This window comes from Dyella sp. CR10 (assembly GCF_055814425.1).
Genome location: NZ_CP185986.1, coordinates 3,121,471 through 3,145,955, shown reverse-complemented (window position 1 = coordinate 3,145,955; position 24,485 = coordinate 3,121,471). Strand labels below are relative to the sequence as shown.

General features: G+C 67.8%; 20 protein-coding genes. 9 read left to right on the top strand and 11 right to left on the bottom strand.

Translation table 11 applies throughout. From position 1 onward, the window contains the following. Positions 1-47 precede the first annotated feature (47 nt). The 7 genes from ACNR9O_RS14060 to ACNR9O_RS14030 all read right to left on the bottom strand — a co-directional run bounded on the left by ACNR9O_RS14060 (position 48) and on the right by ACNR9O_RS14030 (position 5,863). Complete coding sequence (locus ACNR9O_RS14060; protein WP_473687811.1) at positions 48-608, bottom strand: GNAT family N-acetyltransferase; 561 nt, start codon at positions 606-608, stop codon at positions 48-50. After that, entirely contained in the window at positions 605-1,072 is a 468-nt protein-coding gene (locus ACNR9O_RS14055; protein ID WP_473687813.1) for a GNAT family N-acetyltransferase, read from the bottom strand. The genes ACNR9O_RS14060 and ACNR9O_RS14055 overlap by 4 nt, the downstream gene beginning before the upstream one ends. After that, a complete protein-coding gene (locus tag ACNR9O_RS14050) occupies positions 1,069-1,680 on the bottom strand; it encodes a YdeI/OmpD-associated family protein (protein ID WP_473687815.1) in 612 nt (203 codons plus the stop codon). Before ACNR9O_RS14050 ends, ACNR9O_RS14055 begins: the two co-directional genes overlap by 4 nt. Positions 1,681-1,691: 11 nt before the next feature. Beyond that, positions 1,692-2,180, bottom strand: coding sequence for a GNAT family N-acetyltransferase (locus tag ACNR9O_RS14045; protein WP_473687817.1), 489 nt, complete (start codon positions 2,178-2,180; stop codon positions 1,692-1,694). After that, complete coding sequence (locus ACNR9O_RS14040; RefSeq protein WP_473687819.1) at positions 2,177-3,505, bottom strand: metal-dependent hydrolase family protein; 1,329 nt, start codon at positions 3,503-3,505, stop codon at positions 2,177-2,179. The genes ACNR9O_RS14045 and ACNR9O_RS14040 overlap by 4 nt, the downstream gene beginning before the upstream one ends. A gap of 133 nt (positions 3,506-3,638) precedes the next feature. Next, complete coding sequence (locus ACNR9O_RS14035; RefSeq protein WP_473687821.1) at positions 3,639-4,337, bottom strand: alpha/beta fold hydrolase; 699 nt, start codon at positions 4,335-4,337, stop codon at positions 3,639-3,641. A gap of 128 nt (positions 4,338-4,465) precedes the next feature. Continuing rightward, positions 4,466-5,863: a GntP family permease gene (locus ACNR9O_RS14030; RefSeq protein WP_473687823.1), complete on the bottom strand. Its 1,398-nt coding sequence runs from the start codon at positions 5,861-5,863 to the stop codon at positions 4,466-4,468. A gap of 158 nt (positions 5,864-6,021) precedes the next feature. On the opposite strand from ACNR9O_RS14030, the gene ACNR9O_RS14025 reads away from it, so the two are divergent. The 3 genes from ACNR9O_RS14025 to ACNR9O_RS14015 all read left to right on the top strand — a co-directional run bounded on the left by ACNR9O_RS14025 (position 6,022) and on the right by ACNR9O_RS14015 (position 13,135). After that, positions 6,022-8,232 (top strand): TonB-dependent receptor, encoded by a 2,211-nt coding sequence (locus ACNR9O_RS14025; protein ID WP_473700648.1) that lies wholly within the window; start codon positions 6,022-6,024, stop codon positions 8,230-8,232. Between the two features lie 15 nt (positions 8,233-8,247). After that, positions 8,248-9,273 (top strand): extracellular catalytic domain type 2 short-chain-length polyhydroxyalkanoate depolymerase, encoded by a 1,026-nt coding sequence (locus ACNR9O_RS14020; protein ID WP_473687827.1) that lies wholly within the window; start codon positions 8,248-8,250, stop codon positions 9,271-9,273. Positions 9,274-9,823: 550 nt separating this feature from the next. After that, entirely contained in the window at positions 9,824-13,135 is a 3,312-nt protein-coding gene (locus ACNR9O_RS14015) for a PAS-domain containing protein (RefSeq protein ID WP_473687829.1), read from the top strand. Between the two features lie 4 nt (positions 13,136-13,139). On the opposite strand, the gene ACNR9O_RS14010 is transcribed toward ACNR9O_RS14015, so the two are convergent. Next, positions 13,140-13,793, bottom strand: a complete 654-nt coding sequence (locus ACNR9O_RS14010; RefSeq protein ID WP_473687831.1) for a response regulator — start codon at positions 13,791-13,793, stop codon at positions 13,140-13,142. 124 nt (positions 13,794-13,917) lie between these two features. Between ACNR9O_RS14010 and ACNR9O_RS14005 the strand changes: the two genes are divergently transcribed. The 3 genes from ACNR9O_RS14005 (at position 13,918) to ACNR9O_RS13995 (ending at position 16,984) form a co-directional block, all read left to right on the top strand. Continuing rightward, positions 13,918-15,753, top strand: a complete 1,836-nt coding sequence (locus ACNR9O_RS14005; protein WP_473687833.1) for a 3-hydroxybutyrate oligomer hydrolase family protein — start codon at positions 13,918-13,920, stop codon at positions 15,751-15,753. Between the two features lie 105 nt (positions 15,754-15,858). Further along, positions 15,859-16,368 carry a peptidylprolyl isomerase gene (locus ACNR9O_RS14000; RefSeq protein ID WP_473687835.1) on the top strand — a complete coding sequence of 170 codons (510 nt, stop codon included), beginning with the start codon at positions 15,859-15,861 and terminating at the stop codon, positions 16,366-16,368. Positions 16,369-16,531: 163 nt separating this feature from the next. Then, complete coding sequence (locus ACNR9O_RS13995; protein WP_473687837.1) at positions 16,532-16,984, top strand: YidB family protein; 453 nt, start codon at positions 16,532-16,534, stop codon at positions 16,982-16,984. Positions 16,985-17,038: 54 nt separating this feature from the next. Here the strand turns inward: ACNR9O_RS13995 and ACNR9O_RS13990 are convergent, their stop codons facing one another. Beyond that, positions 17,039-17,296, bottom strand: coding sequence for a GlsB/YeaQ/YmgE family stress response membrane protein (locus tag ACNR9O_RS13990; RefSeq protein WP_473687839.1), 258 nt, complete (start codon positions 17,294-17,296; stop codon positions 17,039-17,041). 242 nt (positions 17,297-17,538) lie between these two features. Here ACNR9O_RS13990 and ACNR9O_RS13985 point away from each other — a divergent pair, with 242 nt between their 5' ends. Next, the gene (locus ACNR9O_RS13985; RefSeq protein ID WP_473687841.1) at positions 17,539-18,738 is read left to right on the top strand and encodes a pyridoxal phosphate-dependent aminotransferase; all 1,200 of its coding nucleotides are present in this window, start codon (positions 17,539-17,541) and stop codon (positions 18,736-18,738) included. A gap of 84 nt (positions 18,739-18,822) precedes the next feature. Further along, positions 18,823-19,809 (top strand): malate dehydrogenase, encoded by a 987-nt coding sequence (locus ACNR9O_RS13980; RefSeq protein WP_473687843.1) that lies wholly within the window; start codon positions 18,823-18,825, stop codon positions 19,807-19,809. Positions 19,810-19,872: 63 nt separating this feature from the next. Here the strand turns inward: ACNR9O_RS13980 and ACNR9O_RS13975 are convergent, their stop codons facing one another. Then, positions 19,873-20,907 (bottom strand): MerR family transcriptional regulator, encoded by a 1,035-nt coding sequence (locus tag ACNR9O_RS13975; protein WP_473687845.1) that lies wholly within the window; start codon positions 20,905-20,907, stop codon positions 19,873-19,875. A gap of 151 nt (positions 20,908-21,058) precedes the next feature. On the opposite strand from ACNR9O_RS13975, the gene ACNR9O_RS13970 reads away from it, so the two are divergent. After that, entirely contained in the window at positions 21,059-21,700 is a 642-nt protein-coding gene (locus ACNR9O_RS13970; RefSeq protein WP_473687847.1) for a LuxR C-terminal-related transcriptional regulator, read from the top strand. Positions 21,701-21,777: 77 nt separating this feature from the next. Here the strand turns inward: ACNR9O_RS13970 and ACNR9O_RS13965 are convergent, their stop codons facing one another. Continuing rightward, positions 21,778-24,429, bottom strand: coding sequence for a hybrid sensor histidine kinase/response regulator (locus tag ACNR9O_RS13965; protein WP_473687849.1), 2,652 nt, complete (start codon positions 24,427-24,429; stop codon positions 21,778-21,780). Positions 24,430-24,485 lie beyond the last annotated feature (56 nt).

The window sequence follows — 24,485 nt, the reverse complement described above, 5'->3', positions numbered from 1 at the left end:
ATTCGGGAAGGCTGGCCGGCATCGTAGCGATCCCGGCGTGGCATGCGCTAGAGAAGGGCGAGCCACGCCGGCAGGCGGCTCAGCTCGGCAAACGGCAGCACAGGCGACGGCGGTATGGCCGGTGCCTGCAGTTCCTTCTGCCACACGCCCACGTCCCACCAGCGACCCAGCTTGTAGCCTGCCTTGCGCCAGACGCCAGCGGGCTCGAAGCCCATGGCATCATGCATCGCCACACTGGCCTCGCCGGGCAGCGTGATCACGCCCACCGCCTGGTTGATGCCCTGCATGCGCATGCTCTCCAGCAGCACTCTGTAGAGCCGGCGCGCGATGCCGCGGCGTTGCGCGTCTTCATGCACGTAGATCGAGGTCTCGGCGATCCAGTCGTAGGCGGCGCGTTCGCGGAAGCGGCTGGCGTAGGCGTAGGCGAGCAGGCGGCCTGCCTCTTCCCATACCAGCCATGGATAGTGCGGCAAGCGGCCAAGGATGCGATCGCGCATCACCGATTCGCCGGGCAGCTCGGTCTCGAACGTGGCCATGCCGGACAGCACGTGCGGCGTGTAGATGGCATGGATGGCGGCGGCGTCTTCCGCGCGGGCGATGCGGATCATGCGAGCAGTTTCTCCATGCAGACGCTGTTGGGGTTGGCACGATGGTCGCCGAATGGCGGGCAGCGCCGATAGCCGGCGCGACCGTAGAGTTCCAGTGCTTCTTCCTGGGCGGTGCCGGTTTCCAGGCGGATCACTTTGCCGCCGCTGGCGCGCACCTGTCTCTCCAGCGCTTCCAGCAGTTGCTTGCCCAGGCCCAGCCCGCGGCAGGCCGGCAGCACGTACATGCGCTTGACCTCCACGTAGTCGCCTTCGTCAACGCAGGCGCCGCAGGCGACCGGCGTACCGTCCACGCGCGCGGTGACGAAGGTGACGTTGGGGTGCCGCAGCTCTTCCAGCGATACCGGCTGGATGTTGGCGGTGGGGTAGAGGCTGGCCAGATAGCCGTCCAATTGCCGGGTCAGCGGCACGATGTCGGGCGTGGCGGGATCTTCGATGGCGAACTGCAGTTGGGGACGCTTGTTCACTGGTACTTCCAATTGCGTGACTTGCCTTCGGCAAGCCATTCGAGGGTGGTGGCGAGGCGTTTCTGACGCGTCGCGTCGGTCTTGGCTTCGGTGATCCAGGCCACGTATTCGCGCTGCGCCCCGGGGCTGAAGCCTTCGAAAGTCTTGCGCGCGGCGGCGTGCTTCTTTTGCGCCAGCAGGGCAGCGAGGTCGTCCGGCACCGCCGGCGGAGGCTTGGGTGCGGCCTTGGGACGCGCGCGGGTGGCGCCGCTTTCGATCAGCGCCATGGCCTTCTTCACATAAGCGGCCAGCGCTTTCTTCGGCGGCAGGTCACGCACCGAGACGAGCTTGCCGAACTGACCCATGCCTTCGCTTTCGTCGGCATCGGCGGCGGTTTCACCGAACAGCTCCTTGTGGTGCCAGAAATGCAGGCTGCAATGCTGCTTGAACGCGGCCATGCCGCACATCGGCGAGCCCTTGTAAGCGAAGAAGGGCATGCTCCACTTGAGCGTCTCCTCCACGTCGGGGCAGGCGGCGTGAACCGTTGCGCGGATCTGTTGAAGGATCGGCCGGGCGAATTCGGCGGACTTGGCGATATAGGCGTCGATGCGCGGGTCGTGATCAGCCATGGCGGAAAGCCTCACAAGTCGCGGATGAAAAACTGGTCGCAGCTGAAATGCCCGGTGCCGCCCAGCGGTCCGCACAGCGTGCGAAAGCCGCTGCGGCGGTACAGCGCCTGCGCTGCGTCCATGCCGGTGAGCGTCTCCAGATAGCAGCGCTTGAAGCCGAGCGAGCGGGCCGCGCCGAGGCAGCGCTCCATCATCGCGCTGCCGGCGCCGATGCCGCGCGCGGCGGGCAGGAAATACATCTTGCGCAGTTCGCATACGTCGCCGTCGCCACCCTCCAGCGGTGCGACACCACCGCCGCCCACCACGGCGCCGTTCACTTCGACGACGAAGTAAGCGCTGTGCGGTCGCGCGTAAGCGTCATGCATGGCGTCGACCTCGGCGTCGTGGATGGCGAAGCCGGGGCCGTCGGCACCGAATTCCGGCATCACCGCGCGGATGATCGCGGCGACCGCGGCATCGTCGCGCGGTTCGATGGGGCGGATCAGGAAGGGCTGGCTCATGGCGTATTGCCGGATGACTGGTCGGCGGGACTGCGGTACACGGTACCGTCCTTCATCACGAAGACGGGTTGGCGCAGATCATCGATGTGCTGGCTCGGGTCGCCGGCGAAAGCGGCGAGGTCCGCACGCAGTCCGGGTGCGATGCGGCCGAAGCGGTCCTGCTGGCGCAGGATGCGTGCCGCTACGTTGGTGGCCGCATGCAGCGCCTGCGCCGGCGTCATGCCGGCGTGTACCATCGCCGCCGGTTCGCGCCAGTTGGCGCCGTGCGCGAACACGCCCACGTCGCTGCCGTTGCCGATCGTCACGCCCACCTTCATCGCGGTACGGAATGCGCGCTCGGCTTCCTGCATGCGCGCGGTCGGCTCGCTCTTGCCCGGCACGTAGTGCTCGAAATATTCGGCGGTGGATGCCACCGCGGTGAGCGTGGGCTGGTATGCCACGCCATGCTGTTTCATCAGGCGGAACGTCGCCTCGCTGGCGCCATAGCCGTGTTCGACGCTGTCTACGCCGGCCTCCACTGCCATGCGTACGCCCGCGTCGCTGGCCGCATGCGCGGCGACCGGACGACCGGACAGGTGCGCGGTCTCGACGATGGCTTTCAATTCGGCCGCGGTGAGCGTCGGCACCGTGGTCCCGTCCGGGCCTACGCGATAGTCGGCGTACAACTTGATCCAGTCGGCGCCATGGTTGGCCTGTTCGCGCACGGCGCGCATGGCCTGGTCGGGGCCGCTCACTTCTTCGGCGCCGCCGAGCAGGTCCAGATCCGGACGAAAACCGCGCGGGCCGGGCCCATAGCTGGCGCTGGCGACGATGGTGCGGGTCGCCACGAACAGGCGCGGGCCCGGGATCATGCCTTCGTCGATCGCCCGCTTCACCGAGACATCGGCGTAGCCGGCGCCTTCCGTACCCAGGTCGCGCAAGGTGGTGAAGCCGGCCTGGAGGGTCTCGCGCGCATGTGCGGCGGCTTCCAGGGTGCGGTAGTCCTGCGGCTCCTTGAGTACCTGGTCGTTCCACGGCGTCTCGTTGTACGGATGCAGGAACACATGCGAATGGAGGTCGATCAGGCCGGGCAGCAGCGTGGCGCCGGGCAATGCGACGCGGCGGGCGCCGGCCGGGGCCTGGATGCCGGACGCCGGCCCGACCGCCGCGATGGCGCCGCCGTGGACCAGCACGGCCCAGCCGGCATGGGCCTGGTCGCCGTCGGCGGTCCATACGCGGTCGGGGATGAGCAGCATGTCGCCGCTCGGGGCATCGGTCGCGGCAGCGGGCAGGGCGGCCAGCGGGAGCAGCGCGACGAGAAGGCGATTTTTCCAGCACAAGGGCATGGCGGGCTTCCTTCGACGAAGCCACGATCATAACGGCCGTCGTCGCACCCGCGTAGGCTGGCCTGAGCGTGGCGAACTCCGACACGAGCCCACCCATGGGTGGGGTGTTGGAGTTCGCGTAGCTCACTCCAACCTACAAGAGGTTGAATTGATCCGCCGCGGTGTACCAGAGCAGCCCATAGTGCCCATAGGCATAGGTCATGCTGCCGGTCTCGCCATCGATGCTCGACGTATGCACGCCGCCCACCGTGCATACCCCGCCGTAGCAGTTGATCTCGTCGATCCATGATTTGAACGAATACATGCGCTGCCCGAAACGGTGCCCGGCGAGGCTGCCCAGCAGCGGACTGCCCACCGACAGGCCCCAGTAGCCGCAGGTGCTGGTCATCACGTTGAACGGATAGGTACCGCACGACCACAGCCCGTGGAACGCACCGGCGATGCCGATGAACACGTCCACCTTGGACGACACGCCGAGCTTGTCGATCTCGCGCGCGGCGAGAGTCGCGCCCATCGAATGGCCGATCACGTCGATGCGTCCGGTGCAGGAGCTGGCGATCGCCGTGGTGATGGCGTTGGCCACCGGCGTTTCCTCGCTGCCGCTATGGTCGTTGCAGGCGGCGCAGAGCGCATTGCCCCAGCTCGGCGCGTAGATCTGCGCATCGGTGTAGCCGTTCTGACGCAACAGGTCGTAGGTGTTCTGGAAATCGCCCGGACTGCCGGTATTGCCGTGCACCAGCACGACGCTATCCACGCAGGCGGCGTGCAGGCCGACGCCGGGTATCAGCAACAGCAGGGCCAGCAGGCCCAGACTCCATCGTTTGATCGACATCGCGGTTCGCTCCCTTTCGCTTTGACGAGTCCCGCCGTGGCGGAACGGTGGAGAGCCGTGCGCGAGCGCGGCTCCGTATCGCAAGCGACGTCGTCCGTCGAATGACGGGGGGAAGGCGTCGTCATTGGTCAGACCAGCCCGAACGCGTAATAGCCGCCGATCGCCACGAACACCGCGCCGGTCTTGATCAGCGTGATCGCGAAAATGTCGCGGTACGACTGGCGATGCGTCAGTCCGGTCACCGCCAGCAAGGTGATCACCGCGCCGTTGTGCGGCAACGTATCCATGCCGCCGGAGGCCATCGCGGCGATCCGGTGCAGCACTTCCATCGGGATGCCCGCCGCCTGCGCGTTGTGGATGAAGGTCTCGGCCATCGCCGCCAGCGCGATGCCCATGCCGCCGGACGCCGAGCCCGTGATGCCGGCCAGCGCGGTGATCGACACCGCCTGGTTGACCAGAGGGTTGGGAATGGCGTGCAGCGCATCGGCGATCAGTTTGAAGCCGGGCAGGGCCGCAATCACCGCACCGAAGCCGTATTCCGACGCGGTGTTCATCGAAGCCAGCAACGCCCCGGCGACGGCGGCTTTGCTGCCTTCGGCGAACGAGCGCTTCACTGGTCGCCACGCGAACAGCAGCACGCACACGATGCCCAGCAGCAGCGCGCCTTCCACCGCCCAGATCGCGGCGAGCTTGGAAACCTCCTGCACCACGGGCTTGGCCTCGCCCATCACCGCCGGTACGAAGGACTGCGTCGACCCGTAGAGGCGCGGCATCGCATCGGTCAGCAGCTTGTTGGCAACGCCGACCAGCACCAGCGGCAGCAGCGCGATCAGCGGATGCGCCAGGCGCGCCCCGTCGAAGGCCACGGGCTCGTTCGACTGCGCCGCGCCATAGCCTTCGCCGGCGGCCGCGGCACGCCGGCGGCGCGACTCCAGATAGGCAAGGCCGGCGATCAGGATGAACACCGCGCCGAGCGTGCCCAGCCACGGCGCAGCCCATGCGGTGGTGCCGAAGAACGAGGAAGGAATGATGTTCTGGATCTGCGGCGTGCCCGGCAGCGCGTCCATGGTGAAGGTGAAAGCGCCGAGCGCGATGGTGCCGGGGATCAGCCGTTTGGGGATATCCGCCTGGCGGAACAGTTCCGCGGCGAACGGATACACCGCGAACACCACCACGAACAACGACACGCCGCCATAGGTGAGCAGCGCGCACACCAGCACGATCGACAGCATCGCGCGCCCGCGCCCGACCAGTCCGATGGTGGCCGCAACGATCGCCTTGGAGAACCCGGAAAGCTCGATCAGCTTGCCGAACACAGCACCCAGCATGAACACCGGGAAATACAGCTTGAGAAAGCCCACCATCTTGTCCATGAACAGGCCGGTGAACATCGGCGCGACCAGGGCGGGATCGGTCAGCAGCACCGCGCCCAGCGCGGCGATGGGCGCGAACAGGATCACGCTGTAGCCGCGGTAGGCCGCCAGCATCAGGAAACACAGCGCGGCCAGCACGATCGCGAACGCCATTCTTCGTGGCTCCCCTGCAAGACAAGACGGATGGCAGTATCCGGATGGGCCATTCGTCACGGCACTGTACGAAGGTACAAGTGTCGCCATGCGCCGGCCTGCCTACGCTTCGCGGCATCGGCATCCCGGGGGAGGGTGCGCATACCGTGAGGGGCGATATGAAACGCACGTACATGAGTCTGGCCATCGGCATGGCCTTCGGCGTGATCTGCGCCGCGCCGATCCACGCGCAGCAGGCCGAGCAGCCGGCCAGGTCGGCGGAGGCGAAGAAGCTGGAGGCGGTGACGGTGACCGCGCGCAAGCGCGAAGAGACCCTGCAGGATGTCCCGATCGCGGTCAGCGCCTTCACCTCCGAAGCCCTGTTCAAGCAGAACGTGCAGAACCTCGGCGACCTGCAGGGCAAGGTCCCCTCGCTGCAGGTGTATGCCGCGCGCGGTTCCAACACCACGATGACCGCCTACATCCGCGGCGTCGGCCAGGCCGACCCGACCTGGGGCTTCGACCCCGGCGTGGGTATCTATCTGGACGATGTCTACATGGCTCGCCCGCAAGGCGCGCTGCTGGACGTGTTCGACGTCAACCGCATCGAAGTGCTGCGCGGGCCGCAGGGCACGCTGTACGGCAAGAACACCATCGGCGGCGCGATCAAGTACGTCTCCAACCCGCTGCCCACCCGATTCGGCGGCAGCGCGGAAGCCACGGTGGGCACACACGGGGAGAAGGACGTCAAGGCGAGCGTCGGCGGCGCCACCGACGACGGCGTATGGCGCGGCCGCGTCGCAGTATCCAGTGCGCACAACGATGGCTTCGGCAAGAATCTGCTCAGCGACAGCCGCAACGGCAACAAGAACACCAACGCCGCGCGCGCCACGCTGGGCTTCTTCCCCAGCAAGGACTTCAGCGCCCAGCTCACGGTCGACGGCCTGCGCGACAACTCCAATCCGCGCGGCGCGAAGCTGCTGACGGCCAACAAGTTCTATCCGACCTACCGGCCGCTCTCGAGCGACTTCGACACGCGCGGCGGCATGGCGCAGCTCAATCACACCGAGTTGTCCGGCGGCGCGTTGACGTTGAGCTGGATCGTCAATCCGTCGTGGACACTGAAATCCATTACGGCCTACCGCGAGTCGTCCACCGATACCAATATCGACTTCGATACGCTTCCGGCCAAGGTCGCGGACGTCAACGCGGTCTACAAGGATCACCAGTTCTCGCAGGAACTGCAGGCCAACTACGACGCCGGCGGTTCGATCCACGGCGTGTTCGGCTTGTACTACTTCAAGGGCGCCGCCGACGGCGAGATCCACAATATCTTCCTCGGCTCGCCGCCGTACAGTGCGCTGGGCTTCGCCACCTACGGCAGCACCGGCGGCAGCATGGGCACCAAGAGCATCGCCGGCTACGGCGATCTCACCTGGGACATCGATCCGCAGTGGAGCCTGGACGTGGGCTTGCGCCTCACCCAGGAGAAGAAGAGCGCGGTGATCCAGAACTACGCCTTCGCCGACGCGACTTTTACGCGGCGCATCGCCACCGCCGCGGATTTCAGCGGCGCGCATACCTCGCGCAATGCCTCGCCCAAGGTCTCGCTGGCCTGGAGCGCCAGCGAGCAGGTGAAGCTTTACGCGACCTATAGCGCGGCCTTCCATTCGGGCGGCTACAACATCCGTGCCAATTGCGTGGCGATCCCGCAGTCGTGCCGGCCGATCAAGGACGAGAAGGTGCAGTCGTTCGAGCTCGGCAGCAAGATGAGCTTCTTCGACGGCCGCCTGATGATGAACACCTCGGCCTTCCACAATATCTATTCGGACATCCAGTTGTCCGTGTTCACTTCCTACGCGCTGCCCAATGGCAGCCAGGGTTTCTTCGGCGACTTCACCAATGCCGGCAAGGGCCACATCGACGGTCTGGAAGAAGAGTTCGCCTGGAAGCCGTCGGACAACTGGACCGTCAGCGGCAACGTCGCGTACCTGCACACCAAGTACACCAAGTTCATGAGCGGCGGCCAGAACATCGCCGACACCCAGCGCTTCACCAACGCGCCGAAATGGTCGGGCGGGCTGAGCGTAGAAAACAACTATCCGTTGGCCAACGGCGGCAGCATCGGTGCGCGCGTCGGCTACACGTACCAGACGACGGTGTATCCCGAGACGACCTTGTCGCCGCTGATCGCGCAGCGCGGATACGGGTTGTGGAATGCGGGTATCGTGTGGGAGGTGAACGAGCCGTGGACCTTGAGCCTGCAGGGCACCAACCTGGCCAACAAGTCCTATCGAACGACCGGCTATAACATCGCCGCGCTGGGCATCGTCACCGGTTTCTACGGCGCGCCGCGCATGGTCACCCTGACGGCCCGCTACAAGTTCTGACGCAAGGAGGGGAACATGCGCTGGATCAGGATGGCAGGCTTGGCGCTGTGCGCCGTCGCCGTGCAGACACAGGCCGCCGACAGCGGCGCGTTACCTAAGTTGACGATCGATGCGTCGCGAGTCGCCGTGGCCGGGCTGTCTTCCGGTGCCTACATGGCGACCCAGGCGCAGCTGGCTTTCCCCGAGCGTTTCCCCGCCGCGGCGCTGGTGGCGGGCGGACCGTATGGCTGCGCGGACGGCAAGCTGGACGTCGCATTGAGCGCCTGCATGAAAGGCGCCCCGGCGCCGGATGTGCCGGCCCTGGTGGCGAAGGCGCGCAAGCGCGCCGCGGCTGGCGAGATCGGTTCGTTCGCCGCGCTGGCCAAGGGCATGGTCTATGTCCTGCATGGCAAGGCCGATGCCGTGGTCGCCCCGCCCGTGGCGGAGTCGGCCGTGAACTTCTACGAGCAGCTGCGCGCTGCCGATCCGGCGCTGAAGCATTTCAAGGTTCGCGATGATGGCGCGCGCGATTTCGCGCACAACCTGCCGGTGGCGGCGACCGGCGACGATTGCGGCAGATCGGTATCGCCCTATCTGGGACATTGCGGCTTCGATGCGGCGGGCGCGATCTTCGCCGAGCTGTTCGGCAAGCCGGCCCAGGGGGCATCCGAGGCGAAGGGCGAACTGCGCCGCTTCGATCAGAATGCCTACAAGCCGGACGGCTCCGATGCCTTCCTCGCGGACGAGGGTTACGTCTATCTGCCGCCGTCGTGCCTGGCGGGCAAGCCGTGCGGGTTGCTGGTGGCGTTTCATGGCTGCAAGCAGAACGCGACGGCGGTGGGCGAGGCGTTCGTGAAGGATGCCGGTTTCAACCGCTGGGCGGACGTGTATGGCGTGGCGGTCCTGTATCCTCAGACGCGCGCCAGCATGGCGCCTTTGAATCCGCAGGCATGCTGGGATTGGTGGGGATATTCGGGGGCGGGTTACGACACGCGGCAGGGTGTGCAGCTGCGCTGGCTGGTGCGCGCCGTCGAGGCGTTGGGGCTGCCGCCGGCACGTTGACGATGTCTGTCCGCTCCATCGCCGTAGATTGGGGTGAGCGCCTGCGAACCCCAATGGGGGCTGATGTAAGCGCTCGCTCGTTGTCGCGTATGTCGCATTCGTGTCTCGCCTCATGGGCGAGGGTTTCGTCCCGCTGCCGCGGGCCGAGTTACTTTTCTCTGCTTGCCCAGAGAAAAGTAACCAAAAGAGAGGGCACCCCGGCACGTCGCCCTGCGCAGCTGCGCTGCTCCGGGTGCGTGAGGGCTGGCCGGGCTTTTCGACACGACATCCATGTCGTGTCGAAAAGGAGCCGGCATCCATGCCGGCTCCCCCTTCGGGGCCTGATCGTCCAGCCCTCACCGACGCACAGGGGCCCCGGTAGATCAAAGGCGAAAAGCCAAAGCACCGCGGCTGCGCCGCTGGCTCGAAGCTGCCTGCGGATGCACCGCACTTCTCCCTCTCCCCTCCGGGGAGAGGGTCGGGGCGAGGGGCGGGTGCTCGCGGGAACGTCGCCTATGGCCACGAATGTCGAAGCGCTGACGTCCACCCTTCGCCTCGACATCGCCTCCTCATGCTGACCCCAACCATCATCGCCGCGGCGGCTCTCGTCTGGCTGGGCTTGCTGTTCGGTGTCGCGCTGCTCGGCGAACGCCGCCCGGCACTGTTCGAGAAACGCTGGGCGATCGTCTACGCGTTGTCGCTGGCGATCCACTGCACCTCGTGGACGTTCTACGGCACGGTCACGCAGGCCAGCCGCTCCGGCTGGTGGCTGCCGCCGACCTTCGTCGGCGCGATCCTGATGTATCTGTTCGGCATCGCGGTGCTGCGGCGGCTGGTGCGGCTGGCGCGCGACTACAACGCCGGTTCGCTGGCAGATCTGATCGCGGTGCGGCTGGGACGGCACTCGGGGCTGGCGGCGCTGGTCACCGTGGTGGTGCTGATCGGCATCGTGCCGTACATCGCGTTGCAGCTGAAGGCGGTGGCCATGAGCTTCGCCATGCTCAGCCGCGGGCAGGTCGCCGAGTCGGCGCCGTGGCAGGACAGCGCGCTGTACGTCGCGCTGCTGATGGCGCTGTTCGCGATGCTGTTCGGTACGCGCCGCGCTTCGACCATGGCGCACAATCGCGGGCTCGTGCTGGCGATGGCGTTCGAATCGCTGTTCAAGCTGGGCGCCATGCTCGCGCTGGGTTCGCTGCTGTTCGCGCCGTTGCCGCCGGGCGTGGCGGCGGCAACGCCATCGCCGCACGACAGTAACGGTTTTCCGGCGATGATCCTGCTCGGCGCGTTGGCCATGTTCACCTTGCCGCATCAGTTCCACGCCGGCGTGGTGGAGTGCCGCGACGACGCTCACCTGCGCACCGCGCGCTGGCTGTTCCCGCTGTATATGCTGCTGATTGCGCTGCCGCTGCTGCCGCTGGCGCGGCTGGGCGATGCGTGGCTGGCGCCGAGCGGCGTGCCGTCGGATCTGTACGTGCTCGCGCTGCCGATGGCGCGCGAGCAGCACGGCCTGGCCCTGCTGGCTTTCCTTGGCGGACTGAGCGCGGCGACCAGCATGGTGGTGGTGGCGACGCTGGCGCTGAGCCTGATGGTGGTCAATCACCTGATCGCGCCGCTTCGCGTGCAGGCCGGCTGGGGACGCGACGAACGCGGCGACCTGCGCGGCGAAGTGATCAACCAGCGCCGCGTGGCGATCCTCGCGGTGATCCTGCTGGCCTGGGCGTATAGCCGCGTGCTGGCGCGCAACGACGTGCTGGCGGACATCGGCGCGATCTCCTTCTCCGCGCTGGCCGGTCTCGCACCGGCGCTGCTGGTGGCGGTGTACCGGCCGCAGCTGGGCGCGCGCGCGGTCGCGGCCGGTCTCGCCGCGGGCACGCTGGTGTGGCTGTATGTGCTGTTGCCGGCGATGTTTCCGGGCGATGCGGCGTGGTGGAGCGGCTGGCCGCACGGGCTGCGCTGGTTGGCGCCGGAAGGCTTCCTGGGGCTGGGCGAGTGGAGCCGGCTCGGTCGCGCCGTTGCCGCCGGCCTTGTCGCGAACGTCGCCGCCATGTTTGCGGTCGCCGGCTCGCGCTTCGGCCATGCGCGCCGGCCGGTGGCGGTGGGGGGCATCGGCATCGATGAGTTGCGCGCTCTGGCGTTGCGCTTCCTGCCGGGCGAACGCGTGGCGCATCTGTTCGAGGGGGCGCCGGCGCAAGGTTTTGCCAGCGCGGCGCGTGTAGCCGAAGTGGAGCACGAGCTGGCCGCGGTGATCGGCGCGGCATCCGCGCGCTTGTTGCTGGAGGTGGTGCGGCAGCAGCGTAGCGATGAACTGGAAACGGTGGCGGCGATCGTCGGCGAGGCGGCGCAGGATCTGCGCTTCAACCAGCGCGTGCTGGAGGCGGCGCTGGAGAACATGAGCCAGGGCATCTGCGTGGTCGACGCCGAATTGCGCCTGGTGGCGTGGAACCGTCGCTACGCGAGCCTGTTCGGTTATCCCGAGGGCATGCTGCAGGTGGGGCGACCGGTCGCCGACCTCACGCGCTACAACATCGCGCGCGGCATGGTCGGCGCGGGCGAAGTGGACGCGCGCGTGCAGCGGCGTCTGCGGCACATGCGCGCGGGCACGCGGCACCTGTCGGAGCGGCGCTTTCCGGATGGCACGGCGGTAGAGATCCGCGGCAACCCGATGCCTGGCGGCGGCTTCGTCGCCACCTTTACTGACGTCACCGCGTTCCGCCAAGCCGAGGACGCCCTCAAGCGCGCCAACGAGACGCTGGAACTGCGCGTGGAAGAACGCACCCGCGAACTTGCCGCGGCGACCGGCGCGGCACAGCAGGCCAACACGGCGAAGAGCCGCTTCCTTGCCGCGGTGAGTCACGATCTGATGCAGCCGCTGCATGCCGCGCAGCTGTTCGCGCACACGCTGGCCGAACGCGGCAACGAGACCGCCACGGTGCGTCACCTGCAAGGCGCACTGACGGCGACCGAAGGCCTGCTCGCCGGCCTGCTCGACATCGCGCGGCTGGAAGGCGGCCGCCTGCATCCGCAGCCGCGGGAGTTCGCGCTCGGCGAAGTGCTCGGCCCGCTCGCAGCGGAATTCCAGGCCATGGCGGGCGACCGCGGCATGCGCCTGAGCGTGGTGGACAGCGCGGTGTGGGTGCGTTCGGATCCGCTGTTGCTGCGCCGCGTGCTGCAGAACTTTCTATCCAATGCGTTGCGCTACGCCGAGCGCGGACGCGTGCTGCTGGGGCTGCGCCGGCATGGTGACGGCGTGCGGCTGGAGGTGTGGGATACCGGCCCCGGCATCGCGCCGGAGGAGCGCGAGCGCATCTTCCACGAGTTCCATCGGCTCGGCGGCGCCGGCGGACAGGGGCTGGGCCTGGGCCTGTCGATCGCACAGCGCATGGCTGCGCTGCTGGGACACCCGCTCGGACTGCGTTCGTGGCCAGGACGCGGCAGCGTGTTCTATCTGGAAGTGCCGCGCGTGTCGCCCACCCACGCGCCTGCACCGGCCCCGGTCACTGTGCGCGACGTGGCGGCCGGCCGCGCGCTGGTGCTGGACAACGAGCCAGCGGCGCGTGCCGCACTGGCATCGCTGCTGCAGGGATGGGGCTGGGAAGTGCACGCCGCGGCGCAGCCGCGGCAGGCGCTGGACGTGCCATGGCGGCCCGACCTGTGCGTGCTCGATTACCACCTCGATCATGGCGCCACCGGCCTGGACGTATGGCATGCGCTGCGCGCGGCGCATCCGGGCGTGCCGGCGCTGATCCTCACCGCGGACCGCGACGGCGAGCTGCGCCAGCGGCTGCTGGAGGCGGGCGCGATGGTGCTCTACAAGCCGCTCAAGCCGCTGGCGATGCAGCAGGTAATGCAACGCCTGGCGACGGCGCGCGTCGAGTCGGCCTGAACGATCAGAGCGCCGGTTCGCTCAACGCGAGCGAGCGCAGCAGCAGGCCGGCCTGGGTGCGATTGCGCACGCCGAGCTTTTCGAAGATCGCGGTGACGTGCGCTTTCACCGTGCGCTCCTGGATCGACAGCCGGTCGGCGATCTGCTTGTTGAGCAGGCCTTCGCCGACCAGGGTGAGCACGCGGTACTGCTGTTCGGTGAGCCGCGCGAGGCGCGCGGCGAGATCGGTGTCGGCCGGATCGGCCGGCAGCGCCGATACCGCCTGCTGCAGCGCCGGCGGCAGCCACGTACCGCAGGCAAGCACGGTGCGCACCGCGTCGCCGATCTCCGCGGGCGAGGCGCTCTTGGCGATGAAGCCGGCCGCGCCATGATCGAGCACGCGCCGCACCGTGCGCGCTTCGTCATGCGCGGACACCACCAGCACCGCCACGCCCGGATGCTGTCCGCGCAGGGCGGCGAGGCCGGAGAGTCCCTGGCTGCCGGGCATGTTCAGATCGAGCAGGACCAGGTCGATGTCCGGTTCCGCCGCGAGTGTGGCGAGCACGGCGGGTAGATCGGCCGCTTCGCGCAGCTCGCATCCTTGGACGCTCTCGCTGACGGCCTGGCGCAGCGCGGTGCGGAACAAGGGGTGGTCGTCGGCGATGAGGACGCAGGTCATGGGCGGGACGTTAGCCGGGCGAAGGGTGCGGCGTCGAGGTGGGCATCGCCTTGCGACCGAGCGGTCGCTCGTCACTGTACCTTCGTACGATGGCATGCCCACCATGGGTTGCTATGGTGGGAAGATGACTCTTCTCCAGCGCTCCTGGCTGTTGCTGCTGCCGCTGCTGTCCGCCTGCGCGGCGCAGCCGTCTTCATCCCTTCCATCGAAGCAGGGTTTCATGCGCGACATGGACTTCATTCAAGGCGATGTACGCGCCACCGGGCATCGCGACGGCGATGACCTGCTGAGCGCGGGGCTGGGGCTGGCGGGGTTGGCGGGCGCACCGGCGCCGTACGCGGACGCGGCGCATCCGACCGCGGCGGAACTGCGCCGGCGCGCGATCCAGAACAGCTGGAAAGGCATCGCCGACCTCGGGCCACTCGGCGGCTATGGGCGCGTCTACGGCGCCGTGCCGCAGGTGCCGGGCCGCGAATACCAGGCCTTCGCGCGTATCCCCGGCGCTCATGCGCCACATCGCGTGCTGGTGCAGGTGCCGGACCATTTCGACACGCAGCGGCGTTGCCTGGTGGTGACCGCGTCGTCGGGGTCGCGCGGCATCTATGGCGCGATCGCGCTGGCTGGCGCCTGGGGGCTGCCGCGCGGCTGCGCGGTGGCCTATACCGACAAGGGCACCGGCGCCGGGTATTTCGACTACGCCGATGACAGCGGCGTGCGCCTGGACGGTACGCGCGCGAAACGCGGCGAAGCGCCGCTGGAATTCGAGCCGCCAGCGGCGCCGGCCGACAGCGGTGTCGCGATCAAGCATCTGCATTCGGGCGACCAGCCGGAAGCTGACTGGGGACGGCATGTGCTGCAGGCCGCGCGCTTCGGGCTGGCGATGCTCGATCGCGCCTATCCGCAGCTTGCCCCATTCACCCCGGCGAATACGCGCATCATCGCCACGGGGCTGTCCAATGGCGGCGGCGCGGTGCTGCAGGCCGCCGGACTGGACGATGAAGGCGCGTTGGCGGGCGTAGTCGCGCTCGAGCCCAACGTGCACGTGGAAGGGCATGGCCGCGCGCTGTATGACTACGCCACCGATGCGGCGCTATGGCTGCCCTGCGCGTTGACGGATGCGCGTTTCGACCGCACGCCGCTGGCACGCGGCAAGGACGGCAAGCCTTCGCCGGCCTGGCTCGCGCGCTGCGCGAGCTTGCATGCACAGGGACTGGTCGGCGGCGCCGCGCCGCAGGCGCAGGCCGCGCAGGCTTATGCGCATCTGCGCTCGGGCGGCTGGACCGATGCAGCGCTGGAGGTCGCGGCCAGCTCGCAGGCGTTCGACCTGTGGCGGGCGATCGCCGCGGGTTATGCCTCCGCGTATCTGCGTCGCGGCGCGACCGACATGCCCTGCGGCTTCCGCTACGCGGTCACGCCCGAAGCGAGCGCGGCGGTGCGCGCGTCATGGTGGGCGGACGGCAGCGGCATCCCCCCGGGCAATGGCATCGCGCTGCTCGGCGGTATCGACGCATCCGCCGATCCGGCATTGCCCGGCGTACGCTGCCTGCGCGCGCTGTGGGACGGCAGCGGCGCGGAGTTGGCCGACCTGCACGCGGCCGTCGCCGCCACGACGACCCGCCTGCCGCGGCGTGAACTGCCGATGTGGGTGCTGCACGGCGCCGAGGACGGGCTGCTGCCCACGGCGTTCACTTCCGAACCTTACGTGTCCTGGTTGCATGGTCAGGACCGCCATCCGCTGTACTGGAAGGTTCCGCACGCGCAGCATTTCGACGCCTTCCTGCAGGTGCCCGGATTCGGCGACCGCCATGTGCCGCTGCTGCCCTACGGCTACCTGGCCCTGGATCGCCTATGGGCGCATCTCTACGAAGGCGCGCCGTGGCCGCGCGAGGCGCCGCCGGTGCCGGCGGCGAAGCCGCGCGGGGCCGCTCCGCTGGAGCGTGCGGGCCTGGGGCTGCCCTGACGGGACGACCCGGCGGGCCGGGTGGAGTATTCTTGCCGGTCCGCGCCCGCCGCACCGTGCGGGACGTTCCGTCCAGTTCATGCCGTCCAGTCCAAGGATTCATCGATGACCATCAATGTGACCCTCACCACCAACCGCGGCCCCATCCACCTGCGCCTGCACGACGACAAGACGCCGGTGACCGTGGCCAGTTTCGTCAACCTGGTGCGCCGGGGTTACTACGATGGCCTGAGCTTCCACCGCGTGATCAACGACTTCATGATCCAGGGCGGCTGCCCCGAGGGCAGCGGCCGCGGCGGTCCGGGCTACAAGTTCGAGGACGAGTTCAACAAGGATCTGCGCCACGACAAGCCGGGCGTGCTGTCCATGGCCAACGCCGGCCCGCGCACCAACGGCAGCCAGTTCTTCATCACCCATGGCGCCACGCCGTGGCTGGACGGTAAGCACAGCGTGTTCGGCGAAGTGGTCAGTGCGGAAGACCAGAAGGTGGTCGATGCGATCCAGCAAGGCGATGTGATCGAGAAAGCCACGGTCGAGGGTGACGTGGATGCGCTCCTGGCCGCGCAGGCCGATCGCGTCAAGGAGTGGAACGCGATTCTCGATCAGCGCGGCTGAGCGTCCCGCTTTCGCGACATGAAGAAGGCCGCCGTCGGCAACGATGGCGGCCTTCGTTCGTTAACGCACCCGTCACATGCGGCTAGCCCAAGCACGCCTAGAATCGTCGGACGCGCCAGTCGTGCGCTACCGGGGTAGACCTCATCTTCTAGGGAGAGCAAACATGGCATCACTCAATGATCTGCTTGGCGGCCTGGGTAGTCTGCTGGGGCAGGGCGGCCAGGAAGGACAACAGGGCGGCTCGCTGATTTCCGTGGCGGGCCAGCTGATCGAGAAGGCCGGCGGCCTGCAGGGATTGATGAACATCCTGCAGCAGCATGGCCTCGGCGAAGCGGCGCAGTCGTGGGTCGGCACCGGCGCCAACCAGCAGATTTCCGGCGACCAGCTGGGCCAGGCGCTCAACAACGGCGGCCTGGGCTCGGTGGTACAGGAGGCGGCCGGCAAGCTGGGCGTCAATCCGGGCGACCTGCTCGGCCAGCTGTCGCAGGTGCTGCCGCATGCGGTCGATCACCTCACCCCCGATGGCCAGGTGCCGCAGGGCGGCAGCGGCATCGACCTCGGCTCGCTGGCCTCGCTGGCCGGTTCGCTGTTCGGCGGCAACAAGGCGCAGGCCTGACAGGCAAAGAAAAAGCCGCCGGCGGGGCGATCCCGCCGGCGGCTTTTTGGTTTTTCAGGCGGCGGAATTGCGCTTGAACAGGAAGTGATAGAGCAGCAGCAGTACGACGGCGCCGCCGATCGAGGCCAGGAAGTGCACGAAACCGGTCTCGCCCCACAGGCCCAGCTTCTCGCCCACGTAGGTGGCGACCACCGAGCCGGCGATGCCCAGCAGCCCCGTGATGATGAAGCCGCCCGGGTCCTTGCCCGGCATGATGGCCTTGGCCAGCAGGCCGACGACCAGACCGACGATGAATACCCACAGCCAATGCATACCCGTCTCCTCCGCGGTGGTTGGAAAAATCCCCTGAGTACGGCTTGACGGGCGCCGTCCTGTTGGCCCGCTGCCCCCCGGTATCCGAAGCGACCGGTAGCGTGCGCATCATGCACGGGCCCGACGGGGATTGCACCGGGTAGGCCAGCGCCGGCAAAGACTTGCGACGCTGCCGGATGCGGCGCCGCCGCATGCTAAAATTCCCGAGTTTGCTGCCTCGTCCCCCAGAACCTGAGGAAGTCATGCCCCAGCTCGCCCAGCGTGTCGGCCGCGCCAAGCCCAGCGCGATCATGGTCATCGCCGAGAAGGCCAAGCAGCTCAAAGCCGCCGGCCGCGACATCATCAGTTTCTCGATCGGCGTACCGAACTTCCTCCCCGGCGAACACGTCTACGAGGCGGCACGCGAAGCACTCAAGCACGACTCCGGCCAGTACGGCAGCAACCGCGGCGCCGAGCCGTTGCTCGATGCCTTCCTCAAGCACATCGAGGCGCTGGGCTTCACCGGCTACGGCCGCATGAACCTGTCCATCGGCATCGGCGCCAAGCAGGTGCTGTACAACCTGGCCGAGGCGATGCTGGACGAGGGCGACGAGATCTGCTTCGCCGCGCCGTATTGGACGACCTATCACGACATCGCCGACATCGCAGGCGCCAAGGCCAACGTGCTGCATTGCGGGCCGGAGCAGAACTACAAGCTGACGCCGGCGCAGCTCGAAGAAGCGCTGAAGCGCAAGCCGAAGGTGTTCCTGTTCAACAACCCGTCCAACCCCACCGGCATGGTCTACACGCGCGAGGAAATCGCCGCGCTGGCCGATGTGCTGATGAAGTATCCGGATACCTGGATCGTCACCGACGATATCTACAACTCGATGGTGTTCGACGGTATCGGCTATCACAACTTCGTGTTCGCCCGGCCCGAGCTGCGCGAGCGCCTGGTGTTCGTCGATTCGGTCTCCAAGACCTACGGCATGCCCGGCTGGCGCGTGGGCTTGATCGCCGGCCCCGAGTCGGTGGCCAAGGCGGTGACCACGCTCAACTCCAACCACATCACCAGCGTGCCGGAAGTGATCACCGCGGCGGCCGTCGCGGCGTTCGGCGGTCCGCAGGACGTGCCGCGTGCCAAGTGCGAGGAGTTCGCCGGCAAGCGTGACGTGGTGGTCGATGCACTGCGTGCGATTCCCGGCGTGGTGTGTCCGCGCCCGCAGGGCGCGTTCTACGCCTTCCCGGATATCTCCGTCGCTTTCGGCAAGAGCCACAAGGGCACGAGGATCTCCAACGACGTCGAGTTCTGTGCCGCGCTGCTCGAAGCGACCGGCGTGGCCTGCGTGCCCGGTTCGGCCTTCGGCGAGCCGCGCGCCATGCGCATTTCCTACACCTGTCCCACGGCGCAGCTGAAGCCGGGTCTGGAGCGCATCCAGGCCTTCTTCGCCGAGCTGACCTGATCCATCGCATCGGTGGGTCGCTTCAAGGCCCGCCTCATTTACTCGGCGGGCCCGGCCCGCCTGTCCTTAGAAGGAGTGCAAGTGATGAAAGCCCCCGTTCGCGTTGCCGTTACCGGCGCTGCCGGCCAGATCGGCTATGCCCTGCTGTTCCGCATCGCCGCCGGCGACATGCTCGGCAAAGACCAGCCGGTGATCCTGCACCTGCTGGAAATCACCCCGGCGCTGCCGTCGCTGCAGGGCGTGGTGATGGAGCTCAACGACTGCGCGTTCCCGACCCTGGCCGGCGTCGTCGCCACCGACGACCTCAACGTCGCCTTCAAGGATGTGGACTACGCCCTGCTGGTCGGTGCGCGTCCGCGCGGCCCGGGCATGGAGCGCAAGGACCTGCTGGAAGCCAACGGCGCCATCTTCGGCCCGCAGGGCAAGGCGCTGAACGATCACGCCAAGCGTGACGTGAAGGTGCTGGTGGTGGGCAACCCGGCCAACACCAATGCGCTGATCGCCCAGCAGAACGCCCCGGACCTGGATCCGAAGTGCTTCACCGCGATGGTGCGCCTGGACCATAACCGCGCGCTGTCGCAGCTGGCCGAGAAGACTGGCGCGCACACGACCGATATCAAGAAGGTCACCATCTGGGGCAACCACAGCTCCACCCAGTACCCGGACCTGCATCAGGCCTCGGTGAAGGGCAAGCCGGCGCTCGAGCTGGTCGACCAGAAGTGGTACGAGAGCGATTTCATCCCGACCGTGCAGCAGCGCGGCGCGGCGATCATCAAGGCGCGCGGCGCGTCGTCGGCCGCCTCGGCCGCCTCGGCCGCGATCGACCACATGCGCGACTGGGCGCTGGGCACCGTAGACGGTGACTGGGTCTCGATGGGCATCCCGTCCGACGGTTCGTACGGCATCGCCCCGGGCGTGATCTACGGCTATCCGGTGACGGTGAAGAACGGCAAGTACGAGATCGTGCAGGGCCTGGCGATCAACGACTTCTCGCGCGCCCGCATGGAAGCGACCGACAAGGAACTGCGCGAGGAGCGCGCCGGCGTCGAGCATCTGTTCGCCAAGAAGTAAGCGCGCAGGCATCGTTGCCACGACAAGGGCGGCCATGTGCCGCCCTTGTTTCGTTTGCACACCTCAATGGGGGCGCGACGACGCCTGCAGCACGGCGATGATGCTCCTTACGTAGCCGATCAAGGCCTCGTTGGACCAGGCGCTCTCGGTGAGGTCAGGTTCCTTCGCATGGGCCTCGCGGATGCGCTCATGAGTCGCCGGATCGTCGCCGGCGTAGCGGCGGAACAGCGCGATCCAGCGCGCGCCGAGGGCGCGTGCTTCCGCATCGTGCGGCGGTACCTCCCGGGTCATCGCATCGCGCAGGGCGGCCAGCAGCGGCGGCCATTCGGGGAACGTCGCAGCGTAATGCTGGCGCATGAAGGCGAATTCCTCCGGCTTCAGGTAGCGCTGGTAGATCGCCAGCCGCCCCTCCAGGAAACTCTGCTCGACGAACTGCCGTATGGGCGCACTGACGCCCATCGCTTCCCAGGAGCCCGGTTCGCTCTCGTGCATGCGATTGAGCCTTACCAGGAAGTCCGGATTGCCGCCGGTGTCCCGATAGAGCGTGCGCATCCAGCGCAACGCCAGGATCTGCGCCTCGGGTGCCTCGGGCGCAACGCCGCGATCCAGCGCTGCCTGCACCGCGCTGACCATGGCGCTCCATTCGGCGCGGACGGCGGCGTCGTGCAGCCACGGCAGTTGCTTGATCTCTTCAGGGGAAAAGTAGTTCTCGTACATCGTCATCAGCTCCAGGGTGTCCAGCCATTCGGCCAGGTCGGGGGGCTGTCCGGCGGCCAGTTGAGTGCGCAACTGGACGAGCTTGGCGCGCAATCGCCCGGCGCGTGCCAGTTCGCGGTCGATCTGTGCGAGCTGACGATCGATCAGCTCGGCCAGGGGTTGCTCCGGCCCGGACAGGGCGACTCCGATGTCGGTCAGCGACAGGCCCAGCTGGTGCAGGGCGCGGATACGGTGCAGGCGTTCGATGTTCGCCCGATCGTAGAGTCGATAGCCGGCAGCGGAGCGCACCGAAGGCTTCAGCAGGCCGATGGCGTCGTAGTGGTGCAGCGTGCGGACGGTCAATCCGCTACGCCGCGCGAGTTCGCCAACGGTCAACAGCATGGAGTTCTCCTTCGGTGCGGGGGCGGACACTGAGGCCTTACGTTACGTAAGGGTCAAGCCTCGCGATAGCCGTGGCGGCGAGCCTCTGCTACAACACCCCGGGTCGCGGGCGCCCAGGGCGATCGCGCCGTCCGATCAGAAGGGATCCACCGTGCAAACCATTCTCGTCGCCGACGATCACCCGATGTTCCGCGCCGCGATCCTGCACGCGCTGCGCGAGGCACTGCCGGACGTGCGGGTGATCGAAGTAGCCAGCCAGAGCGCGCTCGAAAGCGCGCTCGCCGACGAGGCATCCATCGATCTGGTGCTGCTGGACCTGACCATGCCCGGCGCGATGGGCTTTTCCTCGCTGGTGCTGCTGCGCGGCGAGCGCCCGGAAGTGCCGGTGCTGGTGATCTCCTCCAACGACCATCCGCGCACCGTACGCCGCGCCCAGCAATTCGGCGCCGCCGGCTTCGTGTCGAAATCGGCACCGGTCGGCACGCTGGGTGATGCGGTGCGCGAAGTGCTCGCGGGCGGCAGCTGGTTCACCACCGAAAAAGCCGAGCGCAGCGAGCAGGATGCCGCCCTGGCGGCGCGCCTCGCGCAGCTGACGCCGCAACAGCTGCGCGTGCTGATGCTGCTGGCCGAAGGCCTGCTCAACAAGCAGATCGCCGATCAGCTCGGCCTGGCCGAGAACACCGTGAAGATCCACGTGACGGCGGTGCTGAAGAAGCTGGATTGTCGTTCACGCACGCAGGCGGCGGTGCTGGCGAAGTCGCTTGATCTGGACGAGTCGTCGACAGCTGAGTAGTGCGGCGTCCCCGCTAGCCGCTGCGGTTCGAAACCCTTGCTCATGGCAGAGACACGGATACGTCAACGCAACAGGGATCAACCCTCACCAGCCAGCAACACCTGCGACATCAATGCCCGCAACGCCCCAGGCATCGCCGGCTTGGGCAAAAAGCGCAAACCTGCCTCCAATACACGCGCCCGCGTCTGCGCGTCCTTCTGCGCCGACAACACGATGGTCGGCGGCCGCACTCCCCAGCGCTCGACCAGCCGGGGCAGCAAGTCCAGCCCGGTGACATCCTCGGCGAGCTGGTAATCCAGCAGAAGCAGGTCCGGCGCCTCGCCTGCGCGAGCCAGCGCCAGCGCCCGCTCCGCGCTATCGATAAGGACGGCCTCGCAACCCCAATGCCGCAGCAAGGCACTCGTCGCCTCGCGCACGCGCGGCTCATCGTCCACGCACCACACGCGACAGCCGCGCAGCGGCGAATCGTCATCCGACGCCGCCGAGCCCGTGGCAGGAACGTCCACCACGCCGGCCGGATCGCCATACGGCACGGTGACCGAGAACACGCTGCCGCGCTCCGGCCAGGAACGCAGCCCGACGCGATGATCGAGCAGGCGCGCGATGCGATCGACGATCGACAGGCCGAGCCCCGCGCTGCGGCCGTCGCGGTCGATACCGGTATCGAGCCGCCGGAACTCCTCGAAGATCGCCTGTTGCTTGGCCTGCGGAATGCCCACGCCGGTATCCCACACTTCGATGCGCACGCCTTCGCTCAGGCGGCGGCAGCCCAGCAGCACGCGCCCTCGCGGCGTGTAGTGAATCGCGTTGGAGAGGAAGTTCTGCAATACGCGGCGCAGCAGCAGCGGATCGCTGCGTACGGTGGCGTGACAGGGCACGTAGTGCAGCACCAGTCCGCGCGATGAGGCGAGGATGCCGAACTGACGGGCCAGGCCATCGAGCAGCGGTTCCAGCGGAAGATCGACCGGCTTGGCGGCCAGTGCGCCGGCCTCCAGGCGCGCGATGTCGAGCAGGCTGGCGAGCAATTCGTCCTGCGCTTCCAGCGCGCTCTCCACGCGATCGGCCAGGCCGCGGTCCTCGCCGTCGGGCAGGCGGCCGCGCAGCACGCCCACATACATGCGCGCGGCATTCAGCGGCTGCAGCAGATCGTGCACGGCGGCGGCGACGAAGCGCGTCTTGCTGCGGTTGGCCAGTTCGGCTTCGGCCTTGGCCGCTTCCAGGTCACGCGTGCGTTCTTCGATGCGGTGCTCGAGCGTGGTGGCGAGGTTGCGCAGGTCGCGCGCCGCGGTCTTGTAGGCGGTGATGTCGGCGAAGCTGGTGACGAAGCCGCCCTCGGGCAGCGGGTTGCCGCGAATCTCCAGCACGCTGCCGTCGGGGCGTTCGCGTTCGAACATGTGCGCCGAGCCGCTGCGCATGTGATCCAGGCGGCGCTGGATCGCTTCTTCGACCGAGCCCGGGCCGAGCCGGCCCAGGCGCGCGTTGTAGCGCAGCACTTCTTCGATCGGCATGCCCACGCGCAGCAGGCCGGGCGGGAATTTGAAGATTTCCTGGTAGCGCGTGTTCCAGGCGACCAGGCGCAGGTCCTTGTCCACGACGCTGATGCCTTGCGGCAGATGCTCCAGGCTCGCGTTGCGGCTGGCTGCCGCCTGCGCGGCCTGCACCACGCTGTCCTGCGCCGTGCGCAGTTCGCCGGTGTAATGCGCGACCAGGCGTTCGAGTTCGGCGCGGCTGTGCAGGCGATGCTGGACCAGCCGGCGGCGCTGCTGAAGGAACAGGCCAAGCAGGATCAGCGGCAGCCACGCCGCCGCAGCCAGGCCGGTGGCCAGGCGCGCGCTGGCGAGGCTGCCCGAAGCATTGCGCAACAGGTGCAGGGTCCAGCCTTCCAGCGGCAGATTGAGCGAGGTCCAAAGGCGTGTGCCGCTTCCGGCCGGTTCGGTGATGCGCACCAGGCGGCTGCCATCGCCCAGTTCGTCCAGTACGCGGTAGTCGGCTGGTTGCAGCTGTTGTCCTTCGTACTGGCGGGTGGCTTCCATGCGCCGGGCTTCGGCGGGATCGAGCGGGGTGAGTTCGCGGAATTCCCATTCCCGCTGGTTGGTGAGGAAGACCACGCCGGCCTTGTCGGCCAGCAGCAAGGTGTCGTCGCCGTGCAGCCATTCGCGCTCTAGCTCAACCAGCGGCACCTTCACTGAGATCACGCCGATCACGTTGTCCTGTGGATCCTTCACCGCTTCGGCGATGAAGTACCCAGGCACGTGGGTGGAAATGCCTACCGCGTAGAACGTGCCGAGGCCGTGGGCAAGCGCGCTCTGGAAGTAGGGGCGGAAATCATAGCGGTGGCCTACGTTGCTGCTCGGCTCGCGCCAGTTGTTGGCCGCCAGCGCGAGGCCATCGCGATTGAGCAGGGTCAGCGTGGAGGCATGGGTGACGCCGTTGGCGTGTTCCAGCTTGAGATTGAGGTAGTGCTGCGTGGTGGCGTCCGGCGGCGTGATCAGCGCCGCGCGCAGTTCCGGGTCGAGTGCCAGCGTGCCCGGCAGCACGCGGTAGCGGTCGATCAGCCGCTGCAGGGCGAGGGATTGCAGCTGCAGCTGCTGGGCGTTGTCCTCGGCCAGTTTGCCCAGCGCATGGCGCAGGGCGAGGCGATAGGCGAGCAGGCCGGAAAGCGCCATGCATGCCACGAGCAATGCGGCGATGGCGAGGGTCTTGCCGTGGCGGCGCAATGGAATGGGCATGGACGGAAGAAGGGCGCCTGCGGTCGCGGCGGCGGTATCCCTTCCCGCCGCGTTCG

Bases quoted from the DNA above. Each gene is read 5' to 3' on its own strand.
- ACNR9O_RS14060 (WP_473687811.1), bottom strand. From the start codon at position 608: ATGATCCGCATCGCCCGCGCGGAAGACGCCGCCGCCATCCATGCCATC.
- ACNR9O_RS14050 (WP_473687815.1), bottom strand. From the start codon at position 1,680: ATGGCTGATCACGACCCGCGCATCGACGCCTATATCGCCAAGTCCGCC.
- ACNR9O_RS14045 (WP_473687817.1), bottom strand. From the start codon at position 2,180: ATGAGCCAGCCCTTCCTGATCCGCCCCATCGAACCGCGCGACGATGCC.
- ACNR9O_RS14040 (WP_473687819.1), bottom strand. From the start codon at position 3,505: ATGCCCTTGTGCTGGAAAAATCGCCTTCTCGTCGCGCTGCTCCCGCTG.
- ACNR9O_RS14035 (WP_473687821.1), bottom strand. From the start codon at position 4,337: ATGTCGATCAAACGATGGAGTCTGGGCCTGCTGGCCCTGCTGTTGCTG.
- ACNR9O_RS14030 (WP_473687823.1), bottom strand. From the start codon at position 5,863: ATGGCGTTCGCGATCGTGCTGGCCGCGCTGTGTTTCCTGATGCTGGCG.
- ACNR9O_RS14025 (WP_473700648.1), top strand. From the start codon at position 6,022: ATGAAACGCACGTACATGAGTCTGGCCATCGGCATGGCCTTCGGCGTG.
- ACNR9O_RS14020 (WP_473687827.1), top strand. From the start codon at position 8,248: ATGCGCTGGATCAGGATGGCAGGCTTGGCGCTGTGCGCCGTCGCCGTG.
- ACNR9O_RS14015 (WP_473687829.1), top strand. From the start codon at position 9,824: ATGCTGACCCCAACCATCATCGCCGCGGCGGCTCTCGTCTGGCTGGGC.
- ACNR9O_RS14010 (WP_473687831.1), bottom strand. From the start codon at position 13,793: ATGACCTGCGTCCTCATCGCCGACGACCACCCCTTGTTCCGCACCGCG.
- ACNR9O_RS14005 (WP_473687833.1), top strand. From the start codon at position 13,918: ATGACTCTTCTCCAGCGCTCCTGGCTGTTGCTGCTGCCGCTGCTGTCC.
- ACNR9O_RS14000 (WP_473687835.1), top strand. From the start codon at position 15,859: ATGACCATCAATGTGACCCTCACCACCAACCGCGGCCCCATCCACCTG.
- ACNR9O_RS13995 (WP_473687837.1), top strand. From the start codon at position 16,532: ATGGCATCACTCAATGATCTGCTTGGCGGCCTGGGTAGTCTGCTGGGG.
- ACNR9O_RS13990 (WP_473687839.1), bottom strand. From the start codon at position 17,296: ATGCATTGGCTGTGGGTATTCATCGTCGGTCTGGTCGTCGGCCTGCTG.
- ACNR9O_RS13985 (WP_473687841.1), top strand. From the start codon at position 17,539: ATGCCCCAGCTCGCCCAGCGTGTCGGCCGCGCCAAGCCCAGCGCGATC.
- ACNR9O_RS13980 (WP_473687843.1), top strand. From the start codon at position 18,823: ATGAAAGCCCCCGTTCGCGTTGCCGTTACCGGCGCTGCCGGCCAGATC.
- ACNR9O_RS13975 (WP_473687845.1), bottom strand. From the start codon at position 20,907: ATGCTGTTGACCGTTGGCGAACTCGCGCGGCGTAGCGGATTGACCGTC.
- ACNR9O_RS13965 (WP_473687849.1), bottom strand. From the start codon at position 24,429: ATGCCCATTCCATTGCGCCGCCACGGCAAGACCCTCGCCATCGCCGCA.